This window comes from Arsenophonus nasoniae (assembly GCF_004768525.1).
GTDB classification, from domain to species: Bacteria; Pseudomonadota; Gammaproteobacteria; order Enterobacterales; family Enterobacteriaceae; genus Arsenophonus; species Arsenophonus nasoniae.
The window spans coordinates 3,497,264-3,518,027 of sequence record NZ_CP038613.1; the positions used below are offsets into that span (position 1 = coordinate 3,497,264).

The window sequence follows — 20,764 nt, forward strand, 5'->3', positions numbered from 1 at the left end:
GCCAACATAATGGCAATCCTTGGCGTTTTTAAATTAAAACTAATTAATTGAATGAGGCGAAAATGAGCTTTTGGAGTGATTTTGCTGATGGCTTTACCAGTGTCTACACAAAATATCTTCCTGGATTATTTACTGGCGATACCTATTTCCCAGATAACCCGGTTAGAGAAGCCAGAGCGCATGAAATAGCAGTAGATTGCCAAACCTATGCCAGTAAAAATGCGTTATCGATTAAGGCGATCGAAGACAATGTTGTCGAGTTGAATAATTATCTTAAGGGAATGTACGAGAAAGAAATAAATGATGAAAAAATCAAATTTGAGAAATTCTCCTTTAATACATTAAATTTTGAAATACCAACTATGATCGCCCCTATTATTACCGCGAACATTGTATCAGAGTCGATAACCGTCGGTGCAACAAGTTACTTAGTTTCTACAGGAGAAATCGGCGCAGCAGCACTTGTTGAGTTAGTTGGTTTACCAGCCTCCTTCGAAATCGCTTCTATGGCAGCATCTGGAGGAGCGACTATCGGGGTTGTTCTTGCTATCGGTTCGGTGGTTGGAAAAATTAAACGCGATAAACTGCAGAAAGCGATTCACGAAGGCTGTAAATCTCGCTACAAACTAGCCAAAGCAGCCAATATTAATCACTCAATTTCTCAATCTATAAAAGTGATCAATGCCAGTATTACAGAGCTAAAGGGAGTCGATGTGCCTTTAGCTGCGATAGAAGAACACCTTTCTGGATTAATAGAAAAACAACTAAACACCATTAATGAAAATAGTCAATCATCAACAATGATTGAACTACAAAATTTGGATGTAAATCGAGGCTCTTGGACCGATGAGGACGGATCTGTTTAAATCATCTTTTCGTCTAATGACCTTAAGAAAAATTAAGTTGGTATCAGCTTAGAATAAATTACGTTTGTAATAACAAAGTCCCGACCTCTTTTTGTTAAAAAAATGTGAAAATAATCATAAAATAGAAAAGGTCTTGCTAATAGATTCCTAATCTTAAACTACAGTTAATTCATTTAATTATATTAAATATGAGTTTTATGGCCATAGAGTTGATTGGCATTAATGTTAAATAACTGTAAATAAAAGAGGAGGTACTAAATGGCATCGACTAAGGAAATAAACGGTACTAATAATGATGATATATTAATAGGTAATCAAGGGAATGATGCCATCTCAGGTGATGCAGGCAATGATATAATATCTGGTAATGCCGGAGATGATACCATTGTCACCGATCATGCAAAACTGATCCACTAACGATCATCTAAAACTGATCCACTTGGTATTATTCGCACATTTTTGTACGGATAATTTATGTTAACCAAGGAGATATTTGTGGATATTCATGTTCGCTTTGCACAAGGACAAAGCCTTCGAAAAATTGCCAGTGAGTTGGGTATATCCCGTAACACCGTAAAACATCATTTACAACAACAGACAATGCCAACTTATGCTAAAAGAAGTCAACAACCGACTAAATTATCCCCCCTTTAAACCTTATTTGCTTCAGCGAATTGAACTGGCTAAACCTGATTGGATCCCTGCAACAGTCTTATTTGATGAGGTAGTTGAAAACGGCTATCAAGGTGGTATTGCTCAATTACGCCGATTTGTTTGTCAATTTAAACCAAGCATTGTTCCCGAAGTAGTCGTCCGTTTTGAAACACAGCCAGGTCAACAAATGCAAATCGACTTCACCAGCATCCGGCGAGGTAAAAAATCGCTGAAAGCGTTTGTTGCAACGCTAGGCTATTCGCGTGCGAGTTATGTAAAGTTCTTTGATAATGAACGAGCAGAATCGTGGCAGCAAGGTTTAAGAGAAGCTTTCGACTACTTTGGTGGTGTACCACAGGAAGTATTGTGTGATAACGCAAAATCCCTCATCATCGAACGGGATGCTTATGCAGAAGGTGAGCATAAATTACATGTCGAAATGCTTCAAATGTCGAAAGATTACGGGTTTAAATTGAAGGCTTGCAAGCCCTACAGGGCAAAAACGAAAGGGAAAGTAGAGCGCTTTAACCACTATTTAAAAAACAGCTTTATCGTGCCATTAAACACCGACCTTCGTGCTCATAATCTTGAACTGGATATTGAAATAGCTAATGCAAAAGTGGGTCCATGGTTACAACGCGTTGCCCATCAGCGAATTCATGGAACAACGTTAGAGAAGCCAGCAGATAGATTAGCTAAGGAAGTGAAGTCTCTTCTACCCTTACCAGCAAGGGTTTGCCAATCTATCCCACAGACTAATACGCTTAATATCCCTATCGTACCGCCCCTTGAATCTGTCAGTTTGCAACACTCAATCAGCGTATACGAAGCATTACTGGGAGGTGAACATGTTATTGCATGAACAAATTGAACACCTGTGTGAGTCATTGAAATTAAATTCTATTCCGACTCATTGGTCATCACTTGCCGAAAAATGCATTGCCCAAGACAAAAGCTACGGAGAGTTTTTACTGTCCCTGTTAAAATGTGAGCAACAACAACGAGATGAACGAACTCGTAATCTTTTGAGTCGGATGGCAGGATTCCCAGCACATAAAGAACTTAATACGTTCGATTTTAAGTTTGCAACGGGGATCCCCAAACAACACATACAGGAATTAAGCGCATTAACGTTTATTGAACGTAATGAAAATGTCGTGTTGCTTGGCCCAAGCGGTGTAGGCAAAACGCATTTAGCTATTGGGTTAGGATTAAAAGCAGTACAGGCCAAGAAGAAAACCCGCTTTACCACGGCAGCTGAACTGATGTTGCAACTCTCAACTGCCAAACGACAAAATAAGCTCAAACAATATCTATCACGTTCGGTGATGGCCCCGAAGTTGTTGATTATCGATGAGATTGGATACCTGCCGTTTGGGCGAGAAGAAGCAAACCTGTTTTTCAATGTGATTGCCAAGCGTTATGAGCATGGCAGTGTCATATTGACGAGTAACCTATCATTTGGGCAATGGCCAAGTGCTTTTGCTGATGACGCAACATTAACTGCCGCTATGCTTGATCGTTTACTTCATCATTCGCATGTACTGCAATTAAGCGGTGAAAGCTACCGATTGAAAGATAAGCGGCGCTCAGGAGCAATAACTGAGTAAAACAGTGGATCAATTTTGATTGATCGGATTTAGATAAAAAGTGGATCAGTTTTCGGTGATCGTTGACACCATATCAGGTAATGCCGGAGATGATACCATATTAGGCGATGCAGGAGACGATAACCTATCAGGTAATGCGGGCAACGATACCATATTAGGTGATACAGGTGATGATAACCTATCAGGTAATGCCGGAGATGATACCATATTAGGTGATGAAGGTGATGATATACTAAAAGGTAATGCTGGAAATGATATCATATTAGGTGATGCCGGAGATGATGAAATATTAGGTGATGCAGGAAACGATCAAATATCAGGCGGATCAGGAAACGATAACATATCAGGTGGTTCTGGCGACGATATGCTATCAGGTGGCTCCGGTGATGATACGCTAAGAGGTGACTCTGGAAATGATAGAATATTAGGCGGTTCTGGCGATGATACAATGTATGGTGATGCTGGAAATGATATTATGTCAGGAGACTCTGGAAACGATATGCTATCAGGTGGTTTAGGTAATGATACCCTATTAGGCGGTTCTGGAGACGATAAAATATCAGGTGATGCAGGCAATGATATAATATCAGGTGGCTTAGGACGCGATACACTAACAGGCGATTTTAGTGATAAACACTTAGAGGGAAACAGGGGAAATGATACTTTTCAGTATCTATCCATCAATGATTCTCTATCCGCATCACCCGATAAAATAACTGATTTTGAAACGGGTAGCGATAAAATAGATATCTCTTCTTTAAAAAAAATTAATAATTGTGATGTTATGATTAAGTTGGTAAATAAGTTTTCCAAGCAAAAAAATGAAATGATGATTAATTATAATAAAACAGAAAATTTAACCAAATTATTGCTTGATCATGATGGTGATGGACAAGCAGAATTTCAAATCGACATCATCGGCACTGTTGATCCAATAAAGGATATTATCATTTAACCTACAAAAAATTAATTCAGTCAGCAGCCCACCGACTCATTACTGGTTGATAGGGTTGCTTTACTCAGCACTGCATCTTGTTACTATATATTAATTGGTTAGCAAAATCTTCTTGTCTAAAGCACACTCTCTTATCACCAAGCGCCCTGATTAGCTTGATATGGTGGTCTGTAACTTTTAATCGCTAGGGTCGAAATCCTAGCAAATCTTCTGGCACCTAAACTATCAAGAACTTCCTTACCTTTTAGCGCAAACTGTGCTAAATCTAGCAGCGAGGCTTAAATTGTTTGCGGGTTTGCGCCCTTAGGGCATTTAATATAGAGATTGTTACCGGCAGAAATCCGACTAACTACTAGTCGGAAAACTAATATGTAACCGTTTTTTCCGATTAAACAAATTACAATAGCGCTGGAGCGATTGCAGCAAACCAGCGCTGTTTTCATTTGATCTGAAAATGAAATTTTATATTTTTGCCAACACGAATACTTATGCTAGCGCTACTTGCCCTGACAACATATGCTTTAACGTTGTTACTTATCCGGCGTTATTAATTGTGCCACGATGCTAGCGTTATTGTTTTAGTTAATCACTTGTTTGGCTTTTAGGATCAAATTACCGGTTTGGGTCGAGATAGCTTCCGCGTTACTTTCAATCCTTTCACTTGGCTCACCTTGGGCATTTTTCTGTAGCCAAAGATTATTATAGGCTTCAATTTTAGCACTTTCACCTTGATTGCTGATGATATTACTAAATAGATGCATATTTTGTTTAGCGGTTACTTTACCTTGATTAATTAGGCTATCGCTTTCAACTAAAAGATCTTGCTGAGATAAAATTTCACTGTTTGCAGGAATTATAACGGCTGGCGCTTTAGCAGTTAAATGCCCGATTCTGTAATGCTAACAGCAAATTGTGGTTTTAGGCTCAGATTTGCGATTTGAGAAACCGTTCCAGTCTGATAATTAATCGCATTAGTACCTGACAATAAGCTAATATTTTTGCCAAGAATACTGGCATTGATAGTAACAGTGCGGCTGATCATCTCAGCATAATCTTGACTACCACTATAGAATCCTTTATTAAGGATCGTGATATCACCTTTTTTTACCTTTAAATGGGCAAATTCGCCTTGTTGATTCAGTATTGGCTGGCCAGTCGTTAAGGTTAATCCACCAATATTACTGAAATGACAGCCATCACAGCTGATGCCATTTGGATTGGCGATGATCACATCCGCTTTCTTGCCTGCAATTTCCAATTTGCCATTAAGTTGTGAAGAAGATGAACCGGTTACTTCATTAATGATCAAGCTTGCCGCCCGTTCAGCCAGCTGGTCATTTTTAGCCAGTTGGCCGACTAGTTGACTATTGGCAGGTCGGATCGCATTGTTCAAAACCGCACCTTGTGGCGGTATATTAAATTGCTGATAGCGATTATACGAAATACTCGCCTGATTAGCAGCCGCTATATTGATGATAGGAATTTGATTTTCAACCGTTAGCTGAGTTTTGTCATTCATCGGTTGGATAGTGGAACTGAAAACCGGCAATAGAGGATAACTGGCAATAAGATAAGCTATTTTTGTACGATAACGAATAATTTTATTTTTCATTACATTACCTACTATTCTATTTTGGCATAAATACATAAATATGAGGATGAACATTATCGCCTCAAAATAGAAAGGAAAAATTTAATAGGCAATATATAATAATCAATAATTTAATTATTTATTCTAATAAAAATCATTATTTTTATTTATAATTCAATATGTTAAATTTAATTAATGCTATTTTGTTTTTATTCTTAAAATTAAATATGATTTTTATAATTTTATGTTTAATAAATAAAAACCAGTAATTAAATCATTAATGGTTTTAATAAAATTATTGATGGTAATTAAATTCAGTTAACGACTCACTGCGGCAAAAGCCTGAGCAATACGCTGAACATTATGTTGATTAACACCCGCCATGCAAATACGCCCTGTGCTAACCAAATATACCGCGAACTCTTCACGTAAACGCGCAACCTGCTCTGGGCTAAAGCCGGTGTAACTAAACATACCATGCTGCTTAAGTAGGTGGTCGAAGTTTTTTTCAGGTAACACATTTTTCAAATTGCTAACTAACATTCTACGCATAGCAAAGATGCGCTGGCGCATCGATTCTACTTCACTTAACCATTCAGTGCGTAATGTATCATTGGTTAGCACATGTTCGACAATTTTAGCGCCATTTGACGGTGGACTCGAATAGAGACGACGTACACCCGCCTTTAGTTGGCCAAATACCCGTTCACACTCTTGTTGATTTTGACAAATAATGGATAGACCGCCAACCCGATCACCATATAAACCAAAAATTTTGGAAAATGAATTACTGACAAATACCGGTAATCCAGCCTGAGCCATAGTGCGAATAGCATAAACGTCGTCATCCATACTTTTAGCAAATCCTTGATAAGCGATATCAAGAAAAGGAATAAGACGGCGCGCTTTTGCCACTTCGGTTATTTGATCCCACTGTTGCGGCGTTAAATCCGAACCGGTCGGATTATGACAACATGGATGCAATAAGATGATGCTTTTTGCTGGCAGCTGTTTAAATGTTGCCAGCATTTCTGCAAATTTTACCCCTTTAGTTTTGGCATCAAAATAGGGGTAATAATGGACATTAATACCTGATCCCATAAAAATAGAAGCATGATTTTCCCATGTCGGATCACTACACCAGACCTCTGAAGCAGGAAAATAACGATGTAAAAAATCGGCTCCCAGCTTTAAGGCTCCTGAGCCACCAATAGTCTGTACTGTTGCAATTCGTTGCTCATTTATGAGTGGATTATCTGCCCCAAAAAGTAGCTTTTGAATCGCTAACCGATAGTTATGTAATCCTTCCATGGGCAAATAGAGAGAGGCTATAGCGGGTACTTGATTAAGCTTTGTCTTCGCTTTACCAACAGTTCCAAGTTGGGGAGTATTACCTTTGCCGTCATAATAAAGGCCAATGCTAAGGTTAATTTTATTTTCACGGGGATCTTTATTAAATTCATCCATCAATGATAGGATAGGATCGCCTGCAAAAGCATCAACATTCTGAAACACTTAAAATTCTCCCCACTATCATGATAGCCATTTTTTTATTAAAAAACCTACGACAAATTTATTCGTCCAAATATTCCATTGCCACCCGTGAGGTTAGCTTTGTCAGTAATTCATAATCACTGACGCCAGTATATGCCGCCACTTCTTCAACAGGCAATAGATCTCCCCACATAATTGCTTCATCACCGACCTTATCATTGGTTCCAACACCTAAATCTACTGAGATCATATCCATAGAAACTCTACCAACAATCGGCACTTTGCGCCCATTTATTAGTATTGGTGTGCCTGATGGCGCATTACGCGGATAACCATCACCATAACCAATTGCGACTACACCAAGATTGGTATCCTGCTCACTAACCCAAACTCCACCATAACCAACCGGCTCTCCAGCTTTATGTTGACGAATAGCAATTAAATTAGATTTGAGTGTCATCACTGGTAGAAGACCAAAATCTTTGCCTTGTTTACCTTCTTGTGGTGAAGCACCATACATCATAATGCCTGGGCGCACCCAATCAAAATAGGATGCTGGCCATAATAGAATACCGGCCGATGCAGCGATCGATTTTTCACCGGGTTTATCTTTTATAAAAACATTAAAACAAGTCAATTGCTGATTGGTAGCAGCCGGTAGCCCTGGTTCATCTGCACGGCTAAAATGACTCATGATATTAATCGGCTTTTGGATATTTTGGCATGCCACCAAGCGAGCATAAGATATTGCCGCCTCTTCAGGTCTAAACCCCAAACGGTGCATACCGGTATCAAGTTTCATCCAAACTTTTATCGGTTTTTCTAATTTAATCTGTTCTAAAGTTTCAAGTTGTTCAATACTCTGTACAACAATATCAATTGCATGCCTAGTGATAATAGGTAATTCCGCTAGATCAAAAAAACCTTCTAACAATAAGATGGGGTTACTGATCCCATTTTCACGTAATGCGATTGCTTCGCTAATACGAGCAACCCCAAAACTATCAGCTAAATCTTTAACTGTATGCGCTGTTTCCAATAAACCATGCCCATAAGCATTAGCTTTAACGACAGCAATGATGCGACTATGAGACGCAATTTCCCGAACTCGTTGTAAATTGTGACGCAAAGCGCGGCGGTGAATGACAGCGGTTGCCGCTTTCATTTTACTCTCCGTATTAAATTAAATCGATAGATTATTCGTCGTGGTAGATTGGCCCGGCATAGTTATCAAAACGGGACCATTGTCCATTGAAAGTCAGACGTATTGTCCCAATTGGACCATTACGTTGCTTACCGATAATAATTTCTGCTACACCTTTAAGATCTGAATTATCGTTATAAACCTCATCGCGATAAATAAACATAATTAAATCAGCATCCTGCTCAATGGAGCCGGATTCACGCAAATCGGAATTGACCGGTTTTTTATCCGCTCGTTGTTCTAAGCTACGGTTAAGCTGTGATAATGCGATCACCGGCACTTGTAACTCTTTCGCCAATGATTTAAGGGAACGAGAAATTTCGGCAATCTCAAGTGTACGATTATCAGACAGGGAAGGAACACGCATCAGCTGAAGGTAATCGATCATAATTAAACTTAAACCACCATGTTCACGGTATACGCGACGAGCACGAGAACGAACTTCTGTCGGCGTTAATCCGGCAGAGTCATCAATGTACATATTACGCTTTTCCATCAACAGTCCCATAGTACTGGAAATACGAGCCCAATCTTCATCATCAAGTTGGCCAGTACGAATACGCGTCTGATCAACGCGCGACAGCGAAGCTAACATACGCATCATGATTTGATTAGCTGGCATTTCCAAACTAAAAATTAAGACCGGTTTTTCTTCCGTCATTGCTGCATGTTCACATAAATTCATCGCAAAAGTCGTTTTACCCATCGAAGGGCGAGCAGCCACAATAATCAGATCAGAGTTTTGTAATCCTGCGGTTTTTCTATCCAGATCCTGGTAACCGGTAGATATGCCTGTCACACCATCATGAGGCTTCTGATAGAGTTGTTCAATTTTTTCCACCGTTTCTGATAAGATCTCTTCAATCCCTTTCGGACCGTCATCTTTATTGGCTCGCGTTTCTGCAATTTGGAAAACACGTGATTCAGCTAAATCCAGTAACTCTTCGCTAGTTCGACCTTGAGGATCATAACCGGCATCGGCGATCTCATTTGCCACCGCAATCATATCACGGACAACAGCCCGCTCGCGCACTATATCGGCATAAGCGTTAATATTGGCTGCACTTGGGGTATTTTTAGCTAATTCCGCTAAATAAGCAAAGCCACCGACACTATCCAATTCGCCTTGCTGCTCTAACGATTCAGACAAAGTAATTAGATCAATTGGTCTACTCTGCTCAAGCAGACGTTGCATTTCAGCAAAAATGGTGCGGTGTGGTCGACTAAAAAAATCTGCGTTGGTTACGCGTTCTGAGACATGATCCCAACGCTCATTATCCAACATTAATCCACCAAGTACAGATTGCTCAGCTTCTAAGGAGTGAGGGGGCATTTTTAGCCCCTCTATTTGACGATCTTTCTGACCAATAAATACGGTTTCTGCGGAATACTTCTTCGCCATAACACTTTCTTTACCCATTAATCAATAGAGTCGCTCATCAGTATATGCTATTTACTGCTATTTCGTGACAATTTGATCATTTAATGTGAGATTGAACCTTCAGGATTATTCACTGTTATCTTTTACAGAAAATCTGAAAATGTTGCAATGTTCCTCAATCAAACATAGCAAAATATTGGCAATAAATCTGAACTTTCTGAAAAATATTCCAATCATTGCTCATGATCGACTAGTTAAACATAACCATTAACAAATTGTACTTTCAGATTGTTTATTCGCGAACGATTATATAGTTTATTAATTTTTTAATAAGCAAATCTTTGTAATTGAGCGGAGTTCAATTGTTATGAATAGCTCTCCAGAGATCAATCCATTTATTAATCATGTTTATAGCAAAAATCGCTTTTCTAGTGATGAGTTTCAAACTATTTGTCATTATGCCAAGCAAAAATTTGACACCCTTCTGGAACAGTATGGTAACAATGATGAATTAGCTGATTTTCAGCAATTAATTAATCTCGCTATACAAATGATGGAAAATAGTTTGCAAAAAAATACGGCCAAAACGGGGAAATGCGAACAAAAAAATAAAATAAAGGCTGGTTTCATTAGTCAAATGCTCTATATGTTCGCTAATTTTGATCGCGCTTTCAGTTCCCTAGTTCCCTTTAATTAAAGCTTCACCAGGTCTGGCATAAATAAAATGACCTGAGTTAATTATTTAGTTACCAGTAATAAACTCAAGTGCCTGCTTAACCACAGTCACATCGGCACCTTTTTTATGGGCATTTTCACTCAAATGACGGCGCCACTGGCGGGCACCAGGAATAGCTTGAAATATGCCCAACATATGACGAGTGATATGACCTAAATAAGTTCCCTGTTTCAATTCGCGTTCAATATAAGGATACATGGTTTGTACTGCGATAATGGGATCAATAACTAGGCTCCTTTGGTCAAAAAATTCAACATCAACCTGAGTTAATAATGCCGGATTTTGATAAGCTTCTCGTCCTATCATAACACCATCAAGATGGTGTAAATGTTGTTTAGCCTCATCAATGTTTTTAATACCACCATTAACCACAATGGTTAACTGAGGAAAATCTTTTTTTAATTGATAGACACGTAAATAGTCTAACGGCGGTATTTCCCGATTTTGTTTCGGACTTAGACCTGATAACCAAGCTTTGCGCGCGTGAATGATAAATAAACGACATTGACTATCTGTCACAATTTTATCAATAAAATCGGTTAAAAAAGCATAACTATCATCATCATCAACGCCAATGCGGGTTTTAACTGTTATCGGGATCGTCGCAGCATCCTGCATTGCTTTTATACAATCCGCTACTAGCCCGCCTTCACGCATCAAACAAGCACCAAAACGGCCATTTTGAACGCGATCCGAAGGACAACCAATATTTAAATTAATCTCATCATAACCACTTTGCTGAGCCATTTTTGCACAATAGGCCAAAGCCGTGGGCTCATTACCACCCAACTGCAAAGCAACTGGATGTTCCTCTTCACTATAAGCCAGATAATCACCTTTACCATAAATAAGCGCGCCCGTTGTCACCATTTCGGTATAAAGTAACGCTTCTTTAGTCAATAAACGGTGAAAATAACGGCAATGGCGATCTGTCCAATCAAGCATCGGTGCCACGCTAAAACGGTGGTGGTTAGAATAGCCTGTTGAGGCCGTAAATTCGTTGTCTGGCGTTAATTTTGGGTTAGTTGTGTTATCGTGCATTTTTCGCTGTTTTGGTATGTTGTTTTTTCTTGCCTCTAAATGGCATCACTGGCTTCTAACAACCATTATAGAGAGGGTCTCGCTGATTATACCATAGAGAAACATCTATATGTGGGATGGCGCTATACAAGCATTGCCATTTCAGACTTGCAACCTATTAGAAAGTTCTTAGCTACCGAGGTTTAGGTTATTATGTTTTGAGAAAAAAGCGCAAGCTAATTATTCAAAACTAGCTTTAGTAGCGAGAAAGTTGTTTAGGTGACATTTAAAATACCCGTTGGCGATGGCTAGCTGAATAAAGAAGTTTTTTATATTATAAATCTGGAATAAAACCCTCATTCTGCAATGAATTAATAATTACTCTATTCTCAATTGCGCTCACCGCAAAATATTAGATTATCCATTCATACATTCAGAGGAAATCATAGAACTTCGGTTCCCTGCATAGCGGGAAGTTTCTAAACATCATCTGGTGTGAAAACTTATATAAAAAATTAAAAAAATTTTATTTATGACATTTTGTTGCATTTACATAAATACCATTGAATTGTTAAAAATTAATGATGAAAATGTTTTTTTTATTTAATCATCAGAGGATAAATGATGAAATTATTATTCAAAACATTAACTATTATCTCACTTTTCGGACTCAGCTTTTTTTCTTTAGCAACCTATCAGCAAGGTAATTTGGTAACATATTACTCCGATAGATCTGACGGAAAACTAAAACTATGTGTCTTAGCTGACGATGGAAAATTTTATTGCAAAGCTGATACAAGTGCAGGAGAAATCACTATTCCTCATTAAAATAGCCCCTAACCAAGCTTATTCCACCTCTTCTTAATTCGAAGAGGTTAATTTAATTAAGACTGAAAATGTTTTTTAATATAATCATCAGAGAAAAAATTATGAAATCGTTTTTCAAAACATTGACAATTATCTCCCTTTTCGGACTCAGCTTTTTTTCTTTAGCTAAGAATAGCGATATGAATAATACAGTTTTACATGGAGAAAATTTAACTGATGCAAATTTAGCTCAAGCAAATTTGACTCAAGCGAATTTGGCTGAGGCAAAAAAGAATTTATGTAAGTCCGCTGAATATAATTTTACCCCCTTTTGTATCGACTAACAGAAATAACCAAACAAGTTTTGCTCCCTGCTTTTTGCGCACCACTTAGCTAAACTAAACCTACCTCTTCAGTTAAAAAAGAGGTTATTTAGATTATTGGCTGTTTTTATTGCGTGTCAATTAAAATAATAACTGCTATAGAGTTAATGGTAACTACAAAGATACTAATCTATCTTTTTATTTATAAACCTATCTTAACCGTTTCTCTTGCCAATACTGTGCTGCTAAAATTTTAGGTTGATATTTAAGACAAAATTAAATTCGCTTCGTGCTAAATGTTAATTTAAATGATTTTACATTGTTAAAATTTAATAAAAATATTAATCAAGTTGATTTTTAGTAAATTAAATTGATTTTAATATTAACTTATCTAATATAAGTGAAAATTTTCATTTATAAGGAAAAAAGATGAACAAATTAGGTAAGGTATTAATGACTCTATTTTTTATCGCGGCCAGTGACTTTACATTTGCAAATCCAACTGATTTAATTGCTCCAGATCTCAATGATCTTCCATTAAATCTTCCTGATCCCTGTATTGAATTATGTGATAAAAATCGTTATATACCTTGCTCAAAAATGGAAATTAATTTGTCAACTCTAGATAAATAAGCTATATCCCGTTAAATTTATAACCAATAAAAATAGATATACCTCTTTCACCAATGATGAAAGAGTTAAATAATAAACCTATTTCTATTTTATTATCGATATGTTGATTTTTATTATGTTTAACTTATTGAACTCAGCATTTATTAAAATCATCCGAACAAAATTTATATCAATTATACTTAAAAAATATATAGGAGATAAAAGTTTAAGATATAACAAAATAAATAAGAGCAGGCGAGTTACTCAAAAGCAATCTACTTATTTAACATTATTTAATAAAATCTTCTATATTTTTAAATATTACTTTAGTTGCTAATTATTAGCGTTTAAAATTTTCTCAATACCATGAATGATTAAAAAGCACCCCAAATGGTGTAGAGTAATTATTGGTAAAATTGATTAACAAAGACAAAAATAAATTTTATTTTGTTAAGAATAAATCTTTATTTTTCACCACTTATATAACTTATTAAAGTACCCAAAGGTTTAACTTTATTTCTGACTTTATCTAATAATTCTTTCGGAAATAAAGAGGCATAGCTTCTACTTTCTGTCGATTTACCAGGTAACATATTCTGCAATTGTGTTTTACATTTTTTACTTTTATCGGGTACAGATTTGTCAAGAATCTTTAATAACAAACCTTCAAGACATGGCTCTGAACCTACTAATTCTATATTATTGTCTTTTGCTTCGTTTATTTTTTCTTCTGTCCACGCTATATCTGTATCGAGCAAAACAACAATTTCATCGTATTCACGTTGTTTCTTATATGATATCGCTTCGTCGATAGGACCATTTGGAGCTTTTCCACCTGCTGAAATCAGTCTAATACTGGGTCCGGCAGCCGTAGAATATAAGATCAATATATTATGCAATATACTTACCTTTTAATACATGGTTCCTGGCATGATGGACATGCATAGGATGATGTTGCCAAAATATTACTTAATCAAGGTTTAGATGTTCATACTCTAACCATCGCAGGCCATAGTTTACAGGCAGAGTTTAGTACCAGCCATGCTGATTGTGTCGATTCTATTGTTGAATATGTAAGGCAACATGATTTGAAAGATCTTGTTGTGTTAGGTCACAGTTTTGGTGGCACTAATGTTCAACGCCTAGCCGAAATAGAAGCACCCCGTATAAAACATTTGGTTTTTCATAATGCATTTATTTTAGGTGATGGAGAATCGCTTTTCGATACACTTCCTCCTCGCTACCATAAGATTTGGCAAAAAATTACAATTGATAAAAAAATAATGCTACCTTTTGCTATTTTTAGAGAATTATTTATTGGTGACGCAGAATTAAAAAAAGCAAAACAAGTTTATGATAATTTTTTAACATCAAGTTGCGCTGCCAGCCATTATGATAAGGTTCCGTTGAAAACATTTGCATCTCTTATTATTCCTAGTAGCATAATATATGCATCAACAGACAATGCACTGCCAGCGGGTGAATATGGTTGGCACCCTAAATTTAGTGATCGTCTTAAGTTTTATCGTTTTATTAGTTTGCCAGGCAGCCATGAGATATTATTTAATAATCCACAAAAACTAGCTAAATGTATTATTCACGCAAGTAGACCCTAATTTTTTTATTCATTGAAAATAAAACTAAAAATAATACATATAATAAAATATGTATTATTTAAAATGATTTTAATAAAGTAAGTTAAATTAAACTTAATGAGGTAAGTTCGATTTACGTGCATTAAGTGGATCACATAAGCTTAAATCTACATTAGGATTTACCTGTGATCTAGTATCAGGTGAAAGAAGCGCAGTACAGTCTCTACCAGTAGGTAGTTTATTTTGAGGAGGATCAGCAAAACCTGGTATATTGATAAAAACAAACGAAAATAAAATAAATAATTTAATTTTTAACATATTTGCCCCTTAAATTAGAGTTACAAATGTGATTACAGGAAAACATTATTATAAAAGGCAAATAATAAATTTAACAATAATTTTACATTGTATAAGATTGTTCCTAAGCGGGTAAAAAACACTAAAATTTATTAGATTTATTTTCTATTTAAAAATATTGATATAACAAGATAGCCTAGTTGTTTTTTCTACTAGGCTGAAAATAATGTTTAAAAATAACTAGTTGTAATTAAATAGCTAATGCGCTTAGCAAATAGACAGAAACCATCATTTTACATGTTACTTTCATCCCCTTTTACAAATACCAATAATTAACTTGAAATTATTTTCTTGCCAATGTTATTGAAATGTTAAAATTATGAGCTAATATATATTCCAAGTTGCATTTTACTTTGGAGAATAATTTATGAAATCATTATGCTACTTATTTGCTAACATTTTGATTTTAGGGTTCAACTTAGTTTCTGAGGCTAATGCCGGTAATAAACCAGCGGAGTGCTACGACACGAAGGTGGATAATTTATCGCCTGCAGAAGAAAAAGCCAAAATCGATTGGTTAATAGAGAATTGCGAACTCCAAAGAAGTGAAGCAGTAAATAATCGTTTAAAAATTTTAAATGGTATGATAAATGGCGCAGAGGATAAAACCATCAGCCAAGCAAATTAATTTTCAATTATTAAATTCTTTTGACTGTTATATAGGTGCAAATACCATATTTCTACGGTGTTAAGCTAGCCTCTGAACCAAAGATAATTGTGCTCGTAGCTAGCCATTAATCCTATGAATTTTATCTCATCCATTATGATTAGAAATGTTATCAATTTAATTTTAATCCATTTATTAAAGAATGTTCATTAAATATTAATTTATTGTATGTTGTTAATTGTGATTTTCATTTATTGTTGGAGGATAAATTATGAAACCATTATGTAAGATCCTTTCTACTACTGCTCTTCTAGGATTTAGTTTTATTGCTGTAGCTAAAGATTCCTCGCTTAAAAACACTATTCTTGTCCCAAAGGGTAACGGAGAATATGTAAGAGTATCATCCACAACTATCAATAGGCCAAACGTAAAAAATGCTGTTGATATTTGCTGGGAAGATCCTCTCAAAGGCCCAAGTTGCTTTAATGGTGATACAAGAGAAGTATATCCCAATCCTGAAAAAACAAAAAAATCTGACTAAAGATATATCTGTTTTAGCCTTTAAAAGGATAGAGAAGCTCATCCCCGAGCGCTGTAATCTACTAATATTTCGATTGTTTCATCAAAGCCACGGCGAGCGATACAGGCAACTATGCAAATGATCTGCGCTAAAGGATGGGGTTTAAGATCAACTTTAAAGGTTAAAACATTGATGTACCCAGCTAAATGAATGTATTTCTAGATAGTGATAAGATGGTTGAAAGTAAAAAGGCGTGTTTGTTACTAGATTGCAATTTAAAGAGTACTAATTGCGCGTTTAGCTGATCTAATGACAAAATGAAATATTGTTAGATTAACTAGGATACAAAATGTAAAAACATTAATATCTCTGACAAACTATGACAATTAAAACGGTTAAACGGGCCAAAACTAATAGCAGTAGCGAAAAAGTTAATTTAAATCAATAATAAATTGGTAAATAAGAAAAACCCGCTAGTATCATTTTATAATAACATATAGAATTGGTTAATTATTATCAACAATAATGTTATATCTACATAGAATAAAAGTAAACAGATAAACACAAAAATCATGCAATTTTATTGTTTCGCTAAGATAGTTTCTATTATTTATTAACAAAATAAATTATATTTATCATAATTTTTTTCAAAAATTAACTTATAAAATAACTTTTAATAAATATAGAATATAATAATAATAAAAGATTTATATAATTAAAAAATTATGGAATCAATATCATATTGATTGGCATTACGATGTAATAACATTACAAAATCAAACTGAGTAAATGGATTATTTTTTATGTTAACAAATTCAAACTATACAAAAAAAACTAACAAGAAACATAATATATAAATGTGATATTGGTAATAAAAAAGAGTTACTGTTCAATAAAGGTAGATACAAAACAACCTATTTAGCCAAAATAAAATTTTTATAAAACCCTATGCATAATATATCTAAGGAGAATTACAATGAAGTTAATTGAAATATGTGAACAAGAGACAAAGCAGGTTAATTACTTTGATGTCGAATTAGTTGTTAATGCAGATATTAATTATTTGGCTACTGACCTAGATGGTTTTATTTATGGATATATCTTTAAACCAGTAATAGATGATAAGCATAATACCTGGCAGCCGTCACAAGAATATACTCCGCATCCTATAGCAAGAATTACTTTAGATAGTAAAAACTGGAAAGATACACTTGTCAATGTTTAAATAATATTTTGCTGGTAGCATTAATCATATCTATGATGTGCTCCAGCATTTATTAAAAACAATTTAAAGCTAAAAAGTAAAATACGCAGTTATTAATTAAAGATATATAAAATTTAGAATTAAAAATTTATTAATTTTTTGATACAAATGATATCAGTTTTAGATAAAAAATTTTTCCATTACAAATCAAAAAGTTCTCTTAAGCCACATTTTTCTAAATGTAGCAGTACTTAATCTCTAAAATAAGAAAATTCATCGCGATAATTAACAAATGTTAAAGCTGTACCTGATAAACTTGGATTGTAGAGTTGTTCTATTCCATTAACAATGTCATTCGGTGTCCCGACCAAAGGATAACCCCCATGATCGGTTGGAAATTTAGAACGATACAAATTAAATTCTTCTATTAAAACAACTTTCGAATTGTTTGCTAATAATTTAATAATATGATCTACCGCTTCCCAATCTGTATTTTGCTGTTAATAATAATGAAGATACTCTTCTGCTTCTTTATACGTTGGCCGACAAACAACATAAGAATCAAGATATAAAATTAAACGGTTTTTTTCTCTTTTGTAATTTTTCTTGCTTTTGTATTGATATAATATCTTGTCAAATTGATTTAAATCTAGTGTTAACATAAATAAATAATTTACCTTTCGAATAGCAAAATCTTTACCAAAGGTAGCACCTGCCCTATTAAAAATAGGAATATTCTTTTGTAATGGCAATGGAACGCTATATACTTTTTAAATTTAAAAAATTTCCTATTTCAAGCAAAAGCGGTTTCGGTTCGCCATAATTTTTTTATTATATCAAGCCATTCTTGAACATGTTGATAACAATCTTGATGACTAAAAATAACTCTCCGCCTAATGCTTCATATTCCTGTCTATTCCAGCCACATACCATATTTAACCCAACATGACCAACACTTATATGATCCATCGTCGCTAACTGCTTTGCGAGAATAACAGGATTATGCAAAGAAGTATGGATAGTGGAAATCACCCCGATTCGCCGCGTAGCAGCTAATAATGTAGAAGGCCAACTTACTGATTCTAAAACATTACTATGAAAATGCGTTTCTCCATCATATCCCATCCAGCGACTTAATGTTAATAAATATTCAAGCCCGGCCTCATCAGCAAGTGGGGCTATTTTAAGATTATTTTCCCAGGAATTTAGCCAACTTTCTTTTACTGTTGTCATGGCTAGGCCACCAGAGCAATTAATAGAAAAAAGACCCAATTTAAATTTATTATTATTAAACATAGGGTTAGTGTTATTCTGCATAAAAAATCCTTTTTAATAAGAAAGATATATTAATATTTAGTGTTTTTGATAAAATATTCGTAAAAATTCAAATCAAATATATCTTATATAATTTCTTTATGCTAAAAATGATATAATCTACTAAATAATTTTAACATTATAGTAAATTTGTTATTTCGAAACTAATTATTGCTCATTTTGCTTTATTTTATTCCAATCATCAAATCAAAAATTATTATTTTATTTACAGGATAATTATATTATTACTTTAGTTAAAAATGATCTACTATTAAATATCGTTTTCTATAACAATGAACAGGATAAATTATGAAACAGTTACTTGTAAAATTTACTATCTTTTCTTTTATTATATTTATCTCGAACACAATTGAAGCTCAAGTTGATATTAAACATTGGATAAATAAAGAAAATGGTTTACCCTGTTCGGTTGATATCGATTTTACTAAATGCTACTTATCTGAAAATAATAAAACAATTCTAGTCAAAAGCGCTAATTCCGATGAAAATAGTATTGAACAGTACTGGGAGGAGACTATACAATAAAACTATTTTATCTAAAATTACTCGTTTGAAGGATATAAAGAAGTTTATTTCCTTATATCCTAATTATCAGGCAAATATATATAATGAAATTTTATTACATTTGCTGATAAAAACACTAGAAAATAAAAATCGATATATTTTATATGAAGTAGTAATATTATTAATATCCATGACTTAATCACATACTATTTTATTTATAAATTGTCAAAATTAAGTGTTATTAAATTATTTTGTTAGTCACAGTAAATAAAATCTATTTCATCTTTTCCTACTTAATTATCAAATCACTTTTTAATGCTTAAATGGAAAAATAGATAAATCAGACGGAAACATTTAATAATAGTTATTACGCAAACGAGAAATTTGTCGATTACATAATCTATTTTACCGCTAGTAATAAATTATACCAACAGCATAAGTCACAAAGCTAATCCTACTTTTACCAAGAGATCTGTTACTACAGCATTGTACTATCCCCTCTACAGAGTAAACCATAAATGACATACTGACACAGGAGAAATAATGGACAGACTAAATTCATTTAACATAGTTAAAAATAACCCAGCAACATCGAAAGATCCCGATGAGCAAACCCATATTCTACCTAAGTACTTTGTATCAGAAGAAAAACCTATTATTGAAAGTTCGACTGATAATCGAATAGATAGACAAGTAAAAAAAGATATTTCAACCGGAAATTACAACCAAGAAAATATTAGAATATTATTTCAATCACCGGACGATCTTAATGGTACCTTACGCAACACATCACTCTACCCTGAACAGGCGAAAAACAATGGTTGGCAAAGACAAGAAGCGATTGCTAAAAATGAAATTCGTATTGTCGCCACAAAAATGGAAAAATTTTCCCCAACAACAGCGTCTATATTATATAGAGGATTATCTATACCCAGCGCCGAATTTCAAAAAATACAAGATACTGGTTACCTACAAAATTATGCATTTGCTTTTTTTTCTTCAAATAGAAATATTGCACAATACTTCGCTATGCAAAGTGGTAGCCAAAACGATAAGAAAATTATATTTCAATTAACAATCGCTAATAAAGCTGGCGAAGAACTACAATTTCGCATTGGTAAGGTTAATTTTGCTGCTTATACTCTTATTGTTCAAGACAAAAATAATAAATTTAACAAAAAAGACTTTAATGGGTTAAAAGAAATTATCGCACTACCTGGTAACTATTTTAAGGTTATTGAACCACCGATAAAATCTAAAAATAATTTTTTTAACAAGTTAAGGCAAAAATTAACTAAAAATAATATAACCATAATTTATATCCAGCATATAGGATATGATACTAAGCCCATAAAAGAAGTACACTCTTGTTATATTTAATTAATTGAC

At 34.5% G+C, this 20,764-nt stretch carries 24 protein-coding genes and 1 pseudogene; 15 read left to right on the plus strand and 10 right to left on the minus strand.

What is annotated here, in order from left to right:
• Window positions 1-62 precede the first annotated feature (62 nt).
• The 5 genes and pseudogenes from ArsFIN_RS17650 to ArsFIN_RS17670 all read left to right on the plus strand — a co-directional run bounded on the left by ArsFIN_RS17650 (window position 63) and on the right by ArsFIN_RS17670 (window position 4,085).
• Window positions 63-866 carry a hypothetical protein gene (locus ArsFIN_RS17650; RefSeq protein WP_026822909.1) on the plus strand — a complete coding sequence of 268 codons (804 nt, stop codon included), beginning with the start codon at window positions 63-65 and terminating at the stop codon, window positions 864-866.
• A gap of 258 nt (window positions 867-1,124) precedes the next feature.
• Window positions 1,125-1,283, plus strand: a complete 159-nt coding sequence (locus tag ArsFIN_RS17655) for a hypothetical protein (RefSeq protein ID WP_081700650.1) — start codon at window positions 1,125-1,127, stop codon at window positions 1,281-1,283.
• Between the two features lie 57 nt (window positions 1,284-1,340).
• Window positions 1,341-2,382: pseudogene (gene istA, locus ArsFIN_RS17660) on the plus strand (IS21 family transposase).
• Entirely contained in the window at window positions 2,369-3,130 is a 762-nt protein-coding gene (gene istB, locus ArsFIN_RS17665) for an IS21-like element helper ATPase IstB (protein WP_135677409.1), read from the plus strand. The pseudogene istA and the gene istB overlap by 14 nt, the downstream one beginning before the upstream one ends.
• 55 nt (window positions 3,131-3,185) lie before the next feature.
• Complete coding sequence (locus tag ArsFIN_RS17670) at window positions 3,186-4,085, plus strand: calcium-binding protein (RefSeq protein WP_167876705.1); 900 nt, start codon at window positions 3,186-3,188, stop codon at window positions 4,083-4,085.
• A 578-nt stretch (window positions 4,086-4,663) separates the two neighbouring features.
• On the opposite strand, the gene ArsFIN_RS17675 is transcribed toward ArsFIN_RS17670, so the two are convergent.
• From ArsFIN_RS17675 to dnaB, 5 genes are all read right to left on the minus strand, one after another.
• Complete coding sequence (locus tag ArsFIN_RS17675; protein WP_026823537.1) at window positions 4,664-4,846, minus strand: hypothetical protein; 183 nt, start codon at window positions 4,844-4,846, stop codon at window positions 4,664-4,666.
• A gap of 116 nt (window positions 4,847-4,962) precedes the next feature.
• Entirely contained in the window at window positions 4,963-5,697 is a 735-nt protein-coding gene (locus ArsFIN_RS17680; protein WP_026823538.1) for a filamentous hemagglutinin N-terminal domain-containing protein, read from the minus strand.
• 297 nt (window positions 5,698-5,994) lie between these two features.
• Window positions 5,995-7,191, minus strand: a complete 1,197-nt coding sequence (locus ArsFIN_RS17685; protein ID WP_026823539.1) for an amino acid aminotransferase — start codon at window positions 7,189-7,191, stop codon at window positions 5,995-5,997.
• 58 nt (window positions 7,192-7,249) lie between these two features.
• Complete coding sequence (alr, locus tag ArsFIN_RS17690; RefSeq protein ID WP_026823540.1) at window positions 7,250-8,335, minus strand: alanine racemase; 1,086 nt, start codon at window positions 8,333-8,335, stop codon at window positions 7,250-7,252.
• A 31-nt stretch (window positions 8,336-8,366) separates the two neighbouring features.
• Complete coding sequence (gene dnaB, locus ArsFIN_RS17695; protein ID WP_026823541.1) at window positions 8,367-9,776, minus strand: replicative DNA helicase; 1,410 nt, start codon at window positions 9,774-9,776, stop codon at window positions 8,367-8,369.
• Window positions 9,777-10,122: 346 nt separating this feature from the next.
• Between dnaB and ArsFIN_RS17700 the strand changes: the two genes are divergently transcribed.
• The gene (locus ArsFIN_RS17700) at window positions 10,123-10,452 is read left to right on the plus strand and encodes a hypothetical protein (RefSeq protein WP_026823542.1); all 330 of its coding nucleotides are present in this window, start codon (window positions 10,123-10,125) and stop codon (window positions 10,450-10,452) included.
• 45 nt (window positions 10,453-10,497) lie between these two features.
• On the opposite strand, the gene dusA is transcribed toward ArsFIN_RS17700, so the two are convergent.
• A complete protein-coding gene (dusA, locus tag ArsFIN_RS17705) occupies window positions 10,498-11,532 on the minus strand; it encodes a tRNA dihydrouridine(20/20a) synthase DusA (RefSeq protein ID WP_026823543.1) in 1,035 nt (344 codons plus the stop codon).
• Between the two features lie 603 nt (window positions 11,533-12,135).
• Between dusA and ArsFIN_RS17710 the strand changes: the two genes are divergently transcribed.
• The 3 genes from ArsFIN_RS17710 to ArsFIN_RS17720 all read left to right on the plus strand — a co-directional run bounded on the left by ArsFIN_RS17710 (window position 12,136) and on the right by ArsFIN_RS17720 (window position 13,274).
• On the plus strand, window positions 12,136-12,339 hold the full coding sequence (locus ArsFIN_RS17710; protein ID WP_026823544.1) for a hypothetical protein: 204 nt from the start codon (window positions 12,136-12,138) through the stop codon (window positions 12,337-12,339).
• Window positions 12,340-12,440: 101 nt separating this feature from the next.
• Window positions 12,441-12,662, plus strand: a complete 222-nt coding sequence (locus tag ArsFIN_RS17715; RefSeq protein WP_162143430.1) for a pentapeptide repeat-containing protein — start codon at window positions 12,441-12,443, stop codon at window positions 12,660-12,662.
• A 408-nt stretch (window positions 12,663-13,070) separates the two neighbouring features.
• A complete protein-coding gene (locus ArsFIN_RS17720; RefSeq protein ID WP_026823546.1) occupies window positions 13,071-13,274 on the plus strand; it encodes a hypothetical protein in 204 nt (67 codons plus the stop codon).
• 443 nt (window positions 13,275-13,717) lie between these two features.
• On the opposite strand, the gene ArsFIN_RS17725 is transcribed toward ArsFIN_RS17720, so the two are convergent.
• On the minus strand, window positions 13,718-14,152 hold the full coding sequence (locus tag ArsFIN_RS17725) for an RloB domain-containing protein (RefSeq protein ID WP_026823547.1): 435 nt from the start codon (window positions 14,150-14,152) through the stop codon (window positions 13,718-13,720).
• Between the two features lie 102 nt (window positions 14,153-14,254).
• Between ArsFIN_RS17725 and ArsFIN_RS17730 the strand changes: the two genes are divergently transcribed.
• On the plus strand, window positions 14,255-14,869 hold the full coding sequence (locus ArsFIN_RS17730; protein WP_276324677.1) for an alpha/beta fold hydrolase: 615 nt from the start codon (window positions 14,255-14,257) through the stop codon (window positions 14,867-14,869).
• A gap of 93 nt (window positions 14,870-14,962) precedes the next feature.
• On the opposite strand, the gene ArsFIN_RS17735 is transcribed toward ArsFIN_RS17730, so the two are convergent.
• A complete protein-coding gene (locus ArsFIN_RS17735) occupies window positions 14,963-15,166 on the minus strand; it encodes a hypothetical protein (protein WP_026823548.1) in 204 nt (67 codons plus the stop codon).
• A 406-nt stretch (window positions 15,167-15,572) separates the two neighbouring features.
• On the opposite strand from ArsFIN_RS17735, the gene ArsFIN_RS17740 reads away from it, so the two are divergent.
• From ArsFIN_RS17740 to ArsFIN_RS17750, 3 genes are all read left to right on the plus strand, one after another.
• Complete coding sequence (locus ArsFIN_RS17740; protein WP_026823549.1) at window positions 15,573-15,833, plus strand: hypothetical protein; 261 nt, start codon at window positions 15,573-15,575, stop codon at window positions 15,831-15,833.
• A gap of 250 nt (window positions 15,834-16,083) precedes the next feature.
• The gene (locus ArsFIN_RS17745; protein WP_026823550.1) at window positions 16,084-16,353 is read left to right on the plus strand and encodes a hypothetical protein; all 270 of its coding nucleotides are present in this window, start codon (window positions 16,084-16,086) and stop codon (window positions 16,351-16,353) included.
• A 955-nt stretch (window positions 16,354-17,308) separates the two neighbouring features.
• The gene (locus ArsFIN_RS17750; protein WP_026822994.1) at window positions 17,309-17,557 is read left to right on the plus strand and encodes a hypothetical protein; all 249 of its coding nucleotides are present in this window, start codon (window positions 17,309-17,311) and stop codon (window positions 17,555-17,557) included.
• A 479-nt stretch (window positions 17,558-18,036) separates the two neighbouring features.
• On the opposite strand, the gene ArsFIN_RS27710 is transcribed toward ArsFIN_RS17750, so the two are convergent.
• A complete protein-coding gene (locus ArsFIN_RS27710; RefSeq protein WP_246067280.1) occupies window positions 18,037-18,288 on the minus strand; it encodes a hypothetical protein in 252 nt (83 codons plus the stop codon).
• 79 nt (window positions 18,289-18,367) lie between these two features.
• The gene (locus ArsFIN_RS27715; protein WP_246067281.1) at window positions 18,368-18,853 is read right to left on the minus strand and encodes an LLM class flavin-dependent oxidoreductase; all 486 of its coding nucleotides are present in this window, start codon (window positions 18,851-18,853) and stop codon (window positions 18,368-18,370) included.
• Window positions 18,854-19,159: 306 nt separating this feature from the next.
• Between ArsFIN_RS27715 and ArsFIN_RS17760 the strand changes: the two genes are divergently transcribed.
• Complete coding sequence (locus tag ArsFIN_RS17760; protein ID WP_026822995.1) at window positions 19,160-19,396, plus strand: hypothetical protein; 237 nt, start codon at window positions 19,160-19,162, stop codon at window positions 19,394-19,396.
• A 522-nt stretch (window positions 19,397-19,918) separates the two neighbouring features.
• The gene (locus tag ArsFIN_RS17765; RefSeq protein WP_026822996.1) at window positions 19,919-20,755 is read left to right on the plus strand and encodes a hypothetical protein; all 837 of its coding nucleotides are present in this window, start codon (window positions 19,919-19,921) and stop codon (window positions 20,753-20,755) included.
• Window positions 20,756-20,764 lie beyond the last annotated feature (9 nt).